General features: G+C 68.3%; 10 protein-coding genes. 3 read left to right on the top strand and 7 right to left on the bottom strand.

From position 1 onward, the window contains the following. Window positions 1-67: 67 nt before the first annotated feature. Window positions 68-934: a class I SAM-dependent methyltransferase gene (locus tag ACGLYG10_RS05105; RefSeq protein WP_083565547.1), complete on the bottom strand. Its 867-nt coding sequence runs from the start codon at window positions 932-934 to the stop codon at window positions 68-70. A gap of 231 nt (window positions 935-1,165) precedes the next feature. On the opposite strand from ACGLYG10_RS05105, the gene ACGLYG10_RS05100 reads away from it, so the two are divergent. Beyond that, window positions 1,166-1,936: an SDR family NAD(P)-dependent oxidoreductase gene (locus ACGLYG10_RS05100; protein WP_073329271.1), complete on the top strand. Its 771-nt coding sequence runs from the start codon at window positions 1,166-1,168 to the stop codon at window positions 1,934-1,936. A 155-nt stretch (window positions 1,937-2,091) separates the two neighbouring features. Here the strand turns inward: ACGLYG10_RS05100 and ACGLYG10_RS05095 are convergent, their stop codons facing one another. From ACGLYG10_RS05095 to ACGLYG10_RS05070, 6 genes are all read right to left on the bottom strand, one after another. Further along, window positions 2,092-2,868 carry an SDR family oxidoreductase gene (locus ACGLYG10_RS05095; RefSeq protein ID WP_073328597.1) on the bottom strand — a complete coding sequence of 259 codons (777 nt, stop codon included), beginning with the start codon at window positions 2,866-2,868 and terminating at the stop codon, window positions 2,092-2,094. Window positions 2,869-3,072: 204 nt separating this feature from the next. Further along, window positions 3,073-4,497, bottom strand: a complete 1,425-nt coding sequence (locus tag ACGLYG10_RS05090; RefSeq protein WP_073328595.1) for a DHA2 family efflux MFS transporter permease subunit — start codon at window positions 4,495-4,497, stop codon at window positions 3,073-3,075. Between the two features lie 12 nt (window positions 4,498-4,509). After that, window positions 4,510-5,799, bottom strand: a complete 1,290-nt coding sequence (locus ACGLYG10_RS05085; protein WP_170866458.1) for a DUF3322 domain-containing protein — start codon at window positions 5,797-5,799, stop codon at window positions 4,510-4,512. Window position 5,800: 1 nt separating this feature from the next. Continuing rightward, entirely contained in the window at window positions 5,801-9,280 is a 3,480-nt protein-coding gene (locus tag ACGLYG10_RS05080) for an ATP-binding protein (RefSeq protein ID WP_073328589.1), read from the bottom strand. Then, on the bottom strand, window positions 9,273-10,100 hold the full coding sequence (locus ACGLYG10_RS05075) for a DUF4194 domain-containing protein (RefSeq protein ID WP_073328586.1): 828 nt from the start codon (window positions 10,098-10,100) through the stop codon (window positions 9,273-9,275). The genes ACGLYG10_RS05080 and ACGLYG10_RS05075 overlap by 8 nt, the downstream gene beginning before the upstream one ends. After that, complete coding sequence (locus ACGLYG10_RS05070) at window positions 10,097-11,563, bottom strand: DUF3375 domain-containing protein (protein ID WP_073328584.1); 1,467 nt, start codon at window positions 11,561-11,563, stop codon at window positions 10,097-10,099. Before ACGLYG10_RS05070 ends, ACGLYG10_RS05075 begins: the two co-directional genes overlap by 4 nt. Window positions 11,564-11,700: 137 nt before the next feature. Between ACGLYG10_RS05070 and ACGLYG10_RS05065 the strand changes: the two genes are divergently transcribed. Beyond that, window positions 11,701-12,615: a LysR family transcriptional regulator gene (locus ACGLYG10_RS05065; RefSeq protein ID WP_073328580.1), complete on the top strand. Its 915-nt coding sequence runs from the start codon at window positions 11,701-11,703 to the stop codon at window positions 12,613-12,615. Between the two features lie 164 nt (window positions 12,616-12,779). Beyond that, window positions 12,780-13,817 (top strand): amidohydrolase family protein, encoded by a 1,038-nt coding sequence (locus ACGLYG10_RS05060; RefSeq protein ID WP_073328577.1) that lies wholly within the window; start codon window positions 12,780-12,782, stop codon window positions 13,815-13,817. The last annotated feature ends 64 nt before the right edge of the window (window positions 13,818-13,881 follow it).

Raw genomic sequence — 13,881 nt, 5'->3', positions numbered from 1 at the left:
CTTGGCCGGCCTGCCGACCGCCCAAGTCTTGTTCGGCAGACCGTTGCAGGCGCCGCCGTCGTCGGCTTTACGCGGGCTTATGGGCAACCAGGGCGATGCCCACCATGTCCTGCTCGTAGCGCTTGAAGGTGCGGCGCATCGTTAGCATGCGCTGCCGTAGCTCCCGGTCGGCGATGACGTTGCGGGCGATGCGCGCAAAACCGCCCAGGCCCTCGTCGCGCAGGTTGCGGCCGAGCTTCATCAGCGCCATGGGGGCGGTGTCCACCCAGTCGACCACGAGGCCGGCCTCCTGTAGCAGCTGCCGCCAGGCGGCCGCCGTCATGGGGCGGGCGTTGACGTGGATGGCGCGCGCCAGGTCCTTGCGCAGCTCGGTGTAGCGGGCCTCATTGATGTCGTCCGGAACCACGCCCAACTCGTGGATGGCGTAGCGACCTCCGGGACGCAGCACCCGGGCCGCCTCCGCGGCGATTGTCGCCTTGGCCTTGTCGCCCTGCATGGTCAGCATGGCCTCGCCGATCACCACGTCGGCACTGGCATCGGGCAGGCCGGTATTGGCGGCCTCGCCCCGGCGGACACGTCCGCGATCGCCGACCACCGCGGCAACCCTGCGGGCGGCGTCGGGGTCCCGGTCGATGGCGATGTAGGAGGCCGGGTCGGCGGCGATGACCTCGGCGGCGGTGCGGCCCAGCCCTGGGGCGAGTTCGACGACGTCGGCGCCGGCCAGGTGGGCGTGCTCGAGCATGGCGGCGGACAGGGCGGCGCCACCTGGACGCAGGACGCGTTTGCCCGCGCGGGCGAGCACCCAGTGGCCGGGTGCGGTCGCGACGGGGCGGTCGGCGTAGGGCAGGGGCGGTTCGGGGGAACCCGGCCCAGCGGTCACGGGTTCGGTGGCGTCAGAAGCAGTGGTCTCGGCGGCAGATCCCTCATCGGTCATGCGAGCTAGTTTAGCCTCGCCTCACATCTAAGTTACAGGGTGGCACAACACACTCCGAAAGTATCCGCCGAGGCAAGCCCGACTCGTCCACCACTCCCCCGCTGGGGAGCACTCTCAGGACCACGCTGCCCCACGCCGCACCACCTAACATGAAGGCGCATGCCGGCATTCGGCGCATCAGCCGGCGAAAACGACCGCCGCCACACCCAGCTCGAAGGAGACCATCCGATCATGGAAGCACAGATGCTCAAGGGCCAGGTCGCCCTAATAACTGGAGCCAGTTACGGCATGGGACGCACGATGGCCGAGCTGTTCGCCGAGGAGGGGGCCGCCGTCGCGGTCACCGCCCGCCACGCCGAGCAGCTCGATGAGGTCGTCGAGGCCATCCGCGCCAAGGGCGGACGGGCGATCGGCGTCGTCGCCGACGTCACCAGCCTGGAGGACACCGAGCGGGTCTTCGCCCGCGTGCTGGAAGAGTTCGGAGACCTGGATATCCTGATAAACAACGCCGGCATCGGTGAGCAGAAGACGATTGATGACACCGACGACGACTGGATGCTCTACGTCATGAACACCAACCTCGCCGGCCCCATGCGCTACATCCGCGAGGCGCTGAAGATCTTCAGACCAAAGAACGCGGGCTGCATCATCAACATCTCCTCGGTCAACGGGGAGCGTCCCTTCTGCGGCGCCGCCTACACCTCCACCAAGGGCGGGCTGAACACGCTGACGAAGAACGTGGCGATGCTGCTCAACGACACGGATATTCGTTGCAACGCCGTCGCGCCCGGTTCCACCGTCACTCCGGCGCACCTGGCCAACAAGGCCGGCGAGCAGCCTGGGGGACAGAAGATGCTGGAGCATTCCCAGCACTACGTCTACTTCCCCGGGCCGGAGTGCGACCCCATGGACCAGGCCTACGCCTGCCTGTATCTGGCCTCGAAGATGGGACGGGCCGTGCGCGGCCAGGTGATCCAGGTGTGCAACGGCGCCTTCCTCTGACCTTTCAGTGGCCGACTGTCAAAATCGGTGACAAACACCGGAACCATCCGCTCGAGCCGGTTCGGAAACCGCGTGATTCCAACGATTCGCAAAACGCGATTCGAGGCCCGGGGCGCGTTTGTCTCCATCTGTGACAATGCGCTGCCGCCCGGCTGTCAAATGGCTGTGTAACCGCCGTCCACGGGGATGGCCGTGCCGGTGACGTAGGCGGAGGCGGGCGAGGCCAGGAACAGGGTCGCGGTGTCGAGCTCACCCTCCGCGCCGTAGCGGCCAAGCGGGATCGTGCGCTTGGCGTGCTCCTGGAAGAACTCGGATTCGAGCGTATCGGCGGTCAGCTCGGTGTAGAAGTAGCCGGGGCAGATCGCGTTGACGGTGATGCCGTACTTGCCCCACTCGGCCGCCAGCGCCCGGGTCAGGTTGACCATCCCGCCCTTCGCGGCGTGGTAGGGGGCGGACCCGGCCACCATATTGCCTACCAACCCGTACATGGAGGAGATGTTGATGATGCGCCCGTAGCTGGAGGGGATCATGGCCTTGTTGGCGGCGGCGCGGGCCACGCGGAAGGAGCCGAGCAGGTCGATGTCGACCTCGCTGACGAACTGCTCGTCGGTGATGGTCTCCGCCGGCCCAACTGCACCGGTGCCCGCGTTGTTCACCACGATGTCGAGCCGCCCGAACTTCTCCAGTACCGCATCCACAACCGCCTCGACGTTGGCCGTGTCCGTGATGTCGCAGCGCAGGGCCAGGGTAGGTACGCCGTATTCCTCCGCGATCTCGGCGGCGACCGCCTCGATGCGGGGCACGCGGCGGGCGACGGCGACGATGCCGGCGCCGGCGGACGCCAGCGCCTTGGCCATCTGCACGCCCAGGCCGGAGGAGCAGCCGGTGACGAGGGCGACTTGCCCGGTCAGGTCGAAGTAGTTGCGGTCCATGTGTCCAAGAGGCCTTTCTATCGGGAGTTGCCGAGTGGCGGGGAGGTTCGGAGGGACGGTGAACGATCTAGGCGGCGCCGGGCTCGATCGACAACGACCGCTCCGGACGCGACGCGAGCCTATGTGCCCAGGTCGCCCTCCGGGAAGGATTGTCGTAATAATCCGCCCGGTAATCGCCCGCCGATATCACGCCGGCGCCCGGGGCTACCGGACGGCATCGGCGAGGGGCCGGTTTTGGCGCCCGGTGGCGACGACGGCGAGCAGTGCGGCGACAAGCATGACGCCCAGCAGCGTCCAGAAGACGATACGGGTGCCGGCGGTGGTGGCCGCGGCGACGTCGTCGGGGCGGGCGACCTGGGCGGTGGCGACGATCGTGGCCGCCACGGCGGTGCCGATCGCGCCGCCGAGCTGCTGAATGGTGTTGAAAGCGGCGTTGCCGTCGGGCTGAAGGTCGTCAGGGAGCGTGCGCAGCCCGTTGGTCATGGAGTTGGAGACGGACAGGCCCTGGCAGATGGGCATGAGGACATAGATCCAGGCCATGCGCGTGGCCGAGCCAGAGGTGCCGATCAGAGCGAAGAGAACCAGCGTTGCCACGCCGAAGGCAGCGCCGGTGCGGATCGGGCGAGCGGGGCCGAGGGCGTCGAGCACACGCCCGCCGAACGGTGTCAGGCAGGCACCCACGATGCAGCCGGGTAACAGCAGGCAGCCGGCCGCGAAGGCACCCATGGCGTCGGCGACTTGCGCGTAGTAGGGGATCAGATAGCCCAGGGCGAGCACGGTCGCCTGGACGAGCACCACGTACAGGATCGAGAGGGTGAACACGGGGCGGCGGAAGACCCCGACGCGCAGCAACGGGGCCTGCGAGCGCGCCGATACCAGGCAGAACGCCGCTACGAGGACGACGGCGAGTACCAGCAGCCCCAGCACGCGCGGGCTGGCGAACCCGGCGGTGGAGGCGGAGCTGGTGGCGATCACCAGGGCCGTGAAACCGGTGGCCAGGAGCAGGAACTGAACCGGCGAGAAGGGCGCGGGCGCCGTCGGATGGGACTGTCGGATCGTGGCCACGCCCAGGAGGAGTGAGACCAGTAGGAAGGGGACGAGCACCCAGAACACCGAGCGCCAACCGTAGGCTCCGATGAGGAAGCCTCCCAGCGATGGCCCCACCGCCGGAGCGATCGCGGTGATTAGTGTGGCGATGCCCATCATCATGCCGAGCCGCTCCAGGGGCGCCTGTTCCAGGACCAGGTTGAACATAAGTGGCAGGGCGATGCCCGCGCCGACGCCCTGAATGAGGCGGCCGAGGACGAGCGGGGCGAAGCCGGGAGCGAGTGCGCACAGCAGGGTGCCAGCCAGGAACGCCAGTCCTGCGGCCACAAACAGGCCGCGGGTGCGGAAGCGACGGTTCAGCAGGGAGGAGATCGGCATGATCACGGCGAGCACCAGCAAGTAGCCGGTGGTGATCCACTGGACGGTGGAGGTGGCGATCCCGAACTCCGCCATGAGGGCCGGAAAGGCGATGTTCATGGCGGTCTCCACCACCACACCGGCGAAGGACATGACGCCGATGGCGACCACGGCGATGACGAGGCGGGCGTCCAGACGCCGCTCGAATACGTTCGAAGCTGTCATGACTCTCCGGGACTATACGCCGGGCGGCCCCGACGTCCTTCTCCGGCCGCGAGCACGGGCGACGGCGGCGCGCAGGCGCGGCTCGGCCCAGTCCCAGGCGATGCGTTCCTGCTCCAGGCGCACTCCCCCGGCATCTAGTAGCGCCGTTCGCGTCTCCTCCTCAGCGGGCGTGAGTCTGGTCGCCCGCCCGACCTGCGGGTGCGGATCGGGAACACACAGGGTGCGGTGGTGCTCCAGGGTGGCGGTATCCATGAGCACGGAGGTCACATTGCCGTGGTGGTGGCGCAGCCGGTCGAGGATGGCGAAGCCGTCCTGGTCCAGGTCGCCCCAGTACACCAGTGGCAGTCCGGTCGCCCAGGGCAGCATGCCCAGGACGTCGACGGCGTAGCCGCCGCCGTGGACGGCGATCACACCGTCCAGGTCCGGCAGCGACAGCAGTGATTGCCGGTTCTCGCACACGACGACCACGCCGGGGGCCGGGCGGGTGCCCGCCGTCCACATGGTGGTCAGCTGCTTGGTGTCCAGGCGCAAATGCCGGATGCCAGCGGTGACGAGCGCGCCTGGGGCGCGCGGACGCAACACCGGGTCGAGGACAACCACGTCACGTGGCCGTTCCTCCCGGCGCAGGCCCAGCTCCCGCCCGCCGGGCAGGTCGCCCAGATGCCGGCGCGCCTCCAGGAGCGTCTGCACCAGGGCGCGGTGATGCTCCAGCCATTTGGTGTCCATACCCTCCACCGGCACCTGCCGCAGCAACAGGCCGGAATCGGGGTGGGCGGTCAGCCAGTCGATGACGCGCAGGGCCCGATCGAAATCCTCCGCGTCGCACTGGCGCACCGCGGCCAGTACCCGGCCAATGGCGCTGGCACAGACTTGCCGCACAGCGTCGGCGCCCGCGCCCCAGCGGCGAGTCAGGTGGTCCACACGGCCGTCGAGCAGGTTCCAGTCCTCCAGGTTCCCGGTCAACCGGGCCACCGCGCTGGGGCCGTCGACCACCACCCGCACCGGCACGCGCTGCCGACCGAAGCCGGACCAGGCGCGCTCCTCGATGCTCACGCGCCACGGCAGGGCGCCGGAGGCGGCCCTCTCCCAGGCGGCGATCCAGTCGGCGACGTCGGCCGGGGCCCTGCGGGCCTGCGCCGCGGTGGGCGGGTGCAGCGGCAGCGTCAACGGCCACTCGGAGTCGGCCCCGGCCAGCCAGTTCACGACGCCGCGCCGGTAGCGCACGGCGAGCAACTCGCGCACCCGCTGCGGGGAGCGCATACGGCTGCCGGTCGTCCCGGCTGAGCCGGCTGTGCGAGCCACCTCAGCCCGCCTCGCCGTCGGCAATCCCGGCCGACTCGCTGGAGCCCGCGTCCCCTGCATCCGACGCGGCGTCCGCGGGCACCGCGGCGCCGTCGTCGGCGACTCCGCGCCCGTCCTCAATGAGGATCTGCCCGATCTGTGAATCCTGCCCCGTCGGGTTGGAGACGGTGGCCGCGCCACCCACATACGGGCCGATCACCTGCAGCATCTTCAGCGGGGTGGCCAGCACCAGCTGGAAGCGGAAGGAGTCGAAGACCTCCAGGCTCGCCCGGGTGAAGTTCACGTCGGTCTTGTCAAACGCCTCATCCAGGGCGACGGTCCCGTAGCGGGGCACCTCGGTGCCGGCGTCAGCGAGCTGGTAGCGCAGCGCCGCCGCCAGGCAGAAGGTGACGAGCTTCTGCCCCTGCCCGCCGGAGCGGCCGCCGCTGCCCTCGTAGACGTCGATCATGGCGTCGGAGGCGTCGTACTCGACGGCCACGAAGGTGATGTGCAGGCGCGTGTCCAGTACGCGGCGCCGCCAGCTGCGGTCCGTGGTCTCGGCGGAGCCGAGCCGCTCAAGCAGGGTGTTCATCCTTTCGAAGCGCGCCTCGGCTCCGGCGGCGTCATCCCGGTTGAAGGCGCCCTCGGTGATGGCCTTGAGGTCGGTCAGGAAGTCCGTCACCTCTCCGGACCGGCACGAGCGCGTCTCGATGCGCAGCCAGTGCTGCTTCTCGCGGTCGAAGGGTGTGGCGGCCAGCGACTCGTTGACCGCCATGATGCGCTTGCGCACCTGCCGGTCGGCCCCCTGGATTCGGAAGGCCAGCTGCCCCAGGTTGTTTTGCGACTGCTCCGCCAGCAGCTTGTGGAAGCGCTCCTCGAACTCCGGCAGCCGGTCGGAGCGCAGCTGGTCAAGCAGCAGTAGAAAGTCAGGCGCCGAAGCCACGTCGTCGGGCACCAGGTTGACGGCACGGCCGGGCCACTGCTGGGCGTACAGACGCTGCTGGCGCAACAGCCGATTCTCGGCGCTTCCGAGGGCGCCTTGCGCGCGCCTCTCCTCGGTTTGCAGCTCCTGGCGGACGAGGCCGACGAGCCTACCGATGCTCGCCCGGTTCAGGGTGCGTCCGTGCGCGCGCAGTCGCTCCTGCAGCTCCTGCGCCTCCGTCTCGGTCAGCTCGCGCCCGGCCAGCAGCTGCTCGGCGTCAGCGATGGTCTGCTCACAGCGGCGGGCTGCCTCTTCCAGGCTACCTCGCGTGGCCTGGCTCTCCTCGAGTTCCGCACGCATGCGGCGCCCCTGCTCACGCAACTGCTCATGGCGACGACGCAGGGGCGCCAGGTCCTTGTCCGCCGATTCGAGGGCCCGCCTGAGCGCGTCCAGCTCGGCGCGCAGGCGGGCGGCACGCTCCTGGCGGGCGGTGACGTCGATCTCCTCCCAGCCGACCGCAGCCACGCGTGTGTAGGCGTTGGCACGCCGCACCCGCTCGCGGCGCTCATCTTCCAGCGTCTCGATCTGCCGTTGGGCGTGCTCCCGGTCTCGCTCAGCCCGGTCCAGGCGCGCGCGCAGTTCCTCCACCAACTCCTCGTTACGGGTGCCGATGACCCAGCGGGAGGTGTCATCAATGCGGAAACGGTCATCCTTGATGTGCCGGGCGCCGCCCTTCACGAGCCCCTGCATGGTCAGGGCCCGGCCATGCTCGGAGAGCTCGGCGACGTCGTCTACACATACGTGCGGGAAGCGCCGAGACAGCTCGGCACGCATCCAGTCCTCGAAGCGTCCCGGGGCGACGGCGAGCTTGCGTGCCGCCGCCCGCGGGTCGGTCGCCTCCACACGAGTATCGGTCAGGTCGGCGCGCAGGAACTCCAGGCGCAGCCCCAGGTGCTGGTCGTTGATGAGCCGCGCGACCTGTGCGAAGAGTGCTTCGGGCACCACCAGGGTGCGGGCGAAGCCGCCCATGAGGCGTTCCAGGGCTCCGGCCCATTCCGGCGCGGTGATGTCGGCTAGCTCACCGGCATAAGGCAGGGCAGCGGGCGGCTGCCCGACGGCGTCGGCGAGGCGGTCGCGCAGTTCGCTGCGGCGGGAGTCGATTCGGGAGCGGCGGCGGGCCAGAGAGACGAGTTCCTGCCTGAGTGCGGTCAGCCTGGCGTCGGCCTCGGTGCGCCGGGCAATGGGTTCGGCCAGGCGGTCCGCGTCCTGGACGGCGGCAAGGCGGTCGGCCTCCTCCTGCAGGGCGCGGGTGACGCGGGCATGCTCGGTGCGACCGGCAGGCGCGTCGACGTTGAGCGCCGCCAGCTGATCGAAGTAGTCGCTCCGGGCGCGCCGAGTGTGTTCGACGGCGGTCTCTGCCTCCGCCAGGGCGTTCTCCGCTTCGGTGAGCCGACCGCCGCCTCCCTGGACGATGGCGTCACGGGTGGTCTGCTGATCCGCCTCGTTAGCCTCGATGTCGGCGCGCAGCTGCATCTGCTGGGTGTCCAGTTCGGTGAGCCGGGTACGGATGCGGCCAAGTTCGCGCTGGGCCTCATCACGGTTGACGCGGGCCTCGTAGACGGGCAGCAGGTCCTGGTGACGGCGGGCCTGGTCACGGGTGCGCTGTGCGATCTCGCGACGCTTCCAGTCCTGGCGCAGCGGGTCGAGCACCTCCACCTGCTCGCGAGCATCGACGACGGCGGCGTGCGCCGCCCGCAGCTGTACGAACTGTTCTACGGCGGTGTCGGCGAGCCGGAAGGTATCGGGCTCGTCCAACATGAAGGTGCGCAGCAGCGCATCCAGTGAATTCAAGGACTTGGCGGCCAGGGTGCGGTGAAGGAGACGCTGGGCGGTGAGCGTGCCGATGCCCAGCCGGCGGCGCAGTGCGTTGCCGAAGTTGGGGTAGCGGCCGTACACCTGGGCGCCGGGGAAGGCACCGGTGATGCGCCGGGCGTTGATGCCCCGGTGAATCAGCGGCACCCACTCGGTCAGGTCTACCGGGCCGTCCAACAGCACGAAGGCGCTGGATAAGTCCTGGGCGGCCAGGGAGTTGCCCTTTACATGGAAGACGCGTACGGCGCTGACGGCGGTGACGGGCGCACGCACGCCGCCGTCGGCATCGCGGCCCGGTACACCGTTGGTCCAGGTCATTGAGATGGCCGAGCTGGTGGGGCCCGTGCGCAGGTGGGCGGTGCGGATCTCCTGGGTCTCGTCGTCGGACTGCTTGCGGTAGGCGCCGCGCACGTAGGACATGAGGCTGCGTTCGCGGTCACCGGCGGTGGTGCCGGAAGCGGCGGCGTTGAAGCGGGCCTCGCCGGGCGGCACCATGATCGCGGTCATGGCGTCGAGGACGGAGGACTTGCCCGATCCGGACTCGCCGGTCAGCAGCAGGCCGCGGCGTGGCACGGTGATCGGGTGACGTTCGGTGAAGGTGCCCCAATTGACCAGCTGTATTTCAGCGAGTCGGAACTGGCCGGGCGCCGGATCGGCGGCGGCGGTGCCGGAGTCCATGGTCTCGAGGGCGTCGAAGAGGTCAGGCATCGAGCTGCTCCTCATCAGAACCAGTATCAGAGTCAGTCTTCACGGTCGCGCCGAGCCCGTTCAGGGTCCCGGTGGCCTCTGCCTCCCCGGATCCGGTCGAGTCCCCGCCGCCTTCGAAGTCTTCGACGCCGTTTGTCTGCTGGCCGCGGGCCGCCCTGTACTCGGCCTCCAGGCCGGCCACGACGTCCGAGGTGACGATCAGGGCGAGGATGGGCATGATCTCGTAGCGGTCGTCCGCCTCCAGCGGGGTGAGGATCTTGTAGTCGACCATGCGTTTGACGGCGGCACGGGCGCGCCTGGCCACCAGGGCCAGGTCGGTGTCGCCCGGGTCGCGGTACTGGGACAGGTTGTCGACCATCTCCTCCAGGCCGACGTAGGCGCGCTCCCCCGCGGCCGCGGCGCGAAGCAGCAAGTGACGCAGGTGCAACAGCAGGGCGGTGTCGGCAAAACTGAGCGTCACCTTGCGCATGAGCCCGGGTCCGGTGCCGTCGGTGTCGGCATTGCGGGCAAAGGCGATCTCCTCATCCAGATCCACGGCGAGGTCCAGGAAGAGGTCGGCCAGACGGGAGCGGACAATGCGCTCATGGGCCACCAGGGTGGCCCACAGGTTCGGGGCCGTAGTCTGGGAGACGTAGGGTCCTTGCACCAGGCGCACCAGCACGGCACGAACCTCGGCCGGAAGAGTGCCCGTGTCCCCAGGCCACAGGGCATCGGCAGCCTGGGAGTCGGCCGCAGCGAGCCCGTCCGGGGCGGCGGCTTCGGGCCCCGTGAAGGCGGACGCGACTGTCGGGGTTTCGACGTCGTCCGGGGACGTGGTCATCGCGGCTCCTCGAAGGGTTCGGGCTGCTCGAAACGGTAGGTGCTGGTTACCCGGGCCGCAACCGTCACGTCCCCCTGCTTCCAAGAAACGTGCTCGGACTGCCCGGTCGGCCGCCCGTAGCGGGTGCCGAGCACATACAGGCCGACGACGGAGGCGAGCCCTTGGGTGGCGGGACGATGCTCCAGCACCTGGGCGATGGTTGCCGGGCCCAGGTCGCGCAGGGTCCGGGCCACGTTGGTGCGCAGCTCCTCGAAGTCGATCTCGGACTCGCGTACCAGGGCGTGCAGCGTCTGCCAGTCCACGGCGGTCCCGCGGCGGGTGGTGACCTGCCGGGGCGCCTCCACCTCGGAGGGCACGTGCAGGGCCAGACGCCCCACGGAGCGCAGGCTCGCCGTCGTGAGCTCCATCTGCCATTCCATGCGGTCCAGCAGCCGCAGGGAGCCGGCCGCCTCCACGCCGGCGTGCTGGGCGGCGCGCAGCCTCTCCCCCAGCTCCCGGTAGGCCTCGAATTGACGGGACTGGACGAACTGGCGCAGGGAGCGAGAGAAGTCACCCATGGTGCGGGACACGTCCAGGGACTCCTCCTGCAGCCGCAGCAGGTAGTCGCCCAGGTAGGCCATGGTGCCTGCGGGCACGTGCTCGGTGAGCGGACGCGTCGCTAGGGCGTCGACGGCGTCGGTGAAGCGGCTGCCGGACTCGGCGTCCATGACCAGGGCGTGGAAGGCATCGAAGGAACGGCCCTCGGGGCTGTCATGGATGCGGTCCACCCCCAGGAAGACGTCCTCGAGCACGTCGCCTTGTGGGGAGTCGTCCTCGATGAGGTTCTGACGCAGACGCCGGTTGAGGGAGGCCATGGACTGACGCACACGTGCGAAATCGGCCGGAACATCGCGGGCATCGCGCATGACATCCATCAGTCGGGCGGCGGCGACCTGCGGGTCGGCCGGTTCGAAGTCACCGGCCCGGGTGCGGGCGATGCGCTCGTCGAGGCGCTCGCGCTCCGCCTCCAGGGCGGCCAGGCGGGAGCCGAGGGAGTCGTCGGTGTCGTGCGCCAGGCGCTCCAGCTCGTCCATGATCATGGTCAGGCGCGACTCGGTGACGGTGGTGCGCGGCTCGGCCAGCTTCTCCAGGAAGCGGATGGCGTCGTGTCCGGCAGGCGATAGTTCGAAGACCTCCCCACGCCCCGCCGGTGCCGGATGCCGCACCAGCAGGCCGGAACGCAGCCAATCGGCGCAGTAGGCACGGGCTGTGCGATCAAGTTCGAAGCCCTGGCGGCGCAGCTCGTCCAGGTCGGCGTCTATGAGCTCGTAGAGTTCGGCGGCGGGCAGGCTGCGGTCGTCACCTCCCAGGTGTTCGGCGAGCTCCGCAGCGACGAAGGGCATGGTTTCCTGGCGCATGAGCCCCAGGATCGGGGACTCCTCTCGCAGGCGCCGCAGCGCCAGTGCCATGGTTACCGCGGACATGAGCGTGCACCTCCTCTACGCCTGCCTACTGGCCGCCTAACCATACTTGTCGGCCGGGACAGCCTTCAGGATAGCGAGGCCTAGGCCACTCGCCCTTATGATCCAGCTACAGCTCGAAGCACGACGAGGGAGCGCCCATGGACACCGAACGCTGTAAGGAATTTGTCGTGCTCGCCCAGACACGGAACTTTCTGGAGGCGAGCAACCAGCTGTTCATCGCTCAGTCATCGCTGTCAAAGCACATCAAGTCGTTGGAGAAGGAGCTGGGCGTCACCCTATTCAACCGTTCCACGCGCCACGTCGAACTGAGTCCGGCGGGCAAACTCTTCCTGCCCTATGCCAAAAAGATCGCCCACCTGGACTACGAGTTGCGTCGGGCGATCTTCAACAGCTCCGAGAATGAGCGGGAGGTCCTGGACATAGGCAGCATCCCCGTGATGGCTCCCTACGGCATCACACAACTGCTCGCCCGCTTCGAGCAGGACAACATCAGCGAACGCCTACGACTCGTTGAGGGCGACGCCGACGAACTCAAACGCCTGCTCCTCAAGCACAAGCTCGAGCTGGCGTTCATTCGGGAATCGGGTAGTGGCGTCGGCGACGGAGACCGCGAGGAGTTCAGCACGGTCCCCTTCACTGATGACCACCTCGTGGCGGTGCTGCCGCGTTCTCATCCATTGGCGGACACCGGCCGCATCCGCCTCGGAGATCTGGACGGCGAAGAATTCCTACTGCTACCCAAGGGCACGGTGATGTACTCCCTGATTGCCGACGCCTGCGCGGCCGAGGGGTTCGTACCCCAGGTGCGCTACCAGGGCAGTCGCGCCGAGAACATCCTCGACCTGGTGTCACGCGGCATGGGCGTCTCGCTACTCATGCGCAAGCCCGTACTCTACCTCGCGCGCGACGACGTCTCCATCGTCGACGTGGATCCAACCGTCACCACCCGAGTGAAGGTCTACTTCAGGAGGGATGGGGAACTGTCCCCCGCGGCGCAGAAGTTCCTCGCCTACCTGCCGATATACGGCGACGACGCGGCTTCGCGCCGATGACCTCCACCCCATGACCAGGCAATTCTGATTTGGAATAAATCCGCCGGAAAATCGAATTGTTGCAGAATAACTGGCTTCCTAAACTCTAACCGACGCAGTCAAAGAAGACGATCCTCGGAGCCGATCCGAAGGGCAAGGATGCGACGGCGCGCTTAGGAGGTCACATGATCATCGACGCAAACATGTACTGGTTCCCGGAGGAGCTGTTCACAGACGCGGAAGCACTCGACCGGTTCATCTCCGAGGTGCCGCGAGCTTTCGACATCAATGTCTATCGCACTTGCAAGGACGGTATCAACCAGCTCATTGTCGAGAAACCCGCCGGTTTCCCCGCCCTTAACTACGTCCAAGGCGACTACGTGCTCCAGACGATGCTCGCCGATATGGACGCCGCGGGCGTCGACAAGGCGGTACTCAAGGTCCCCGGCTGCAACGAGTGGATGTCGTTGGAGATGTGCAGGCGCTTCAACGACGGCATGGCGGCCTACGCCGAATCCACGGGCAGCCGCATGGCGCCCTTAGCCGTGGTGCCGGCCATCGGAGGTCCGCGCGTGGATGCCGAAATACACCGTTGCCTAGACGATTTGGGATTCGCGGGCGTGCAGCTGTGCGCCCACTACGGCAACCACTACCTCGACGACACGATGTTCGCTCCCCTCTTCGAAACCCTCAACGACGCCGGCGCCACCGTGTATGTGCACCACGTCCCCGTTCCTGTAGAAGCGCGCTCGCTCCTCGGCTACAACAACCTGCGCCGCTCCTACGGGCGCTGCCAGGATCAGATCACAGCCGTCGGCCGAGAGCTCTTCTCAGACTTCTTCATGCGCTACCCGAGACTCAAGATGGTGCACTCGATGCTCGGCGGCGGCTTCTTCGCCATCCAAGAGATGCTACTGCCCCGGCCGAGCATGCGCCAGGAGGCCGTCCAGCGCTTCCAGGCCGACGACGGCTCGCTCGCCCAGCGCCTGCGTGACCACGTCTACTTCGAGATGAGCCACGCACAGCCATGGGGCACGGCGGCACTCGAATGCGCGGTCAAGGTGCTCGGCGCCGACCACATCGTCTGGGGCACCTCATACCCCGTACGGAAGGAGTGGCTGCTCGACGGCCCCGCCTTCGTACGCAGCCTCGACATCACCGACGAGGACAAGGACCTCATTCTGGCCGGCAACGCCAACGCACTATATCGCCTCGACTCATAACAACCCGACGACCTACCGCGTCGACCAAGCCGAACAGCAATCAACAATACCGAACCAGGAAGTG

It is taken from the genome of Actinomyces glycerinitolerans (assembly GCF_900098745.1).
Taxonomy (GTDB): domain Bacteria; phylum Actinomycetota; class Actinomycetes; order Actinomycetales; family Actinomycetaceae; genus Actinomyces; species Actinomyces glycerinitolerans.
Note: the sequence above shows the minus strand (reverse complement) of the source record. Positions and strands in the feature narration are given on the sequence as shown.

Bases quoted from the DNA above. Each gene is read 5' to 3' on its own strand.
- ACGLYG10_RS05105 (WP_083565547.1), bottom strand. From the start codon at position 934: ATGACCGATGAGGGATCTGCCGCCGAGACCACTGCTTCTGACGCCACC.
- ACGLYG10_RS05100 (WP_073329271.1), top strand. From the start codon at position 1,166: ATGGAAGCACAGATGCTCAAGGGCCAGGTCGCCCTAATAACTGGAGCC.
- ACGLYG10_RS05095 (WP_073328597.1), bottom strand. From the start codon at position 2,868: ATGGACCGCAACTACTTCGACCTGACCGGGCAAGTCGCCCTCGTCACC.
- ACGLYG10_RS05090 (WP_073328595.1), bottom strand. From the start codon at position 4,497: ATGACAGCTTCGAACGTATTCGAGCGGCGTCTGGACGCCCGCCTCGTC.
- ACGLYG10_RS05080 (WP_073328589.1), bottom strand. From the start codon at position 9,280: ATGCCTGACCTCTTCGACGCCCTCGAGACCATGGACTCCGGCACCGCC.
- ACGLYG10_RS05075 (WP_073328586.1), bottom strand. From the start codon at position 10,100: ATGACCACGTCCCCGGACGACGTCGAAACCCCGACAGTCGCGTCCGCC.
- ACGLYG10_RS05070 (WP_073328584.1), bottom strand. From the start codon at position 11,563: ATGTCCGCGGTAACCATGGCACTGGCGCTGCGGCGCCTGCGAGAGGAG.
- ACGLYG10_RS05065 (WP_073328580.1), top strand. From the start codon at position 11,701: ATGGACACCGAACGCTGTAAGGAATTTGTCGTGCTCGCCCAGACACGG.
- ACGLYG10_RS05060 (WP_073328577.1), top strand. From the start codon at position 12,780: ATGATCATCGACGCAAACATGTACTGGTTCCCGGAGGAGCTGTTCACA.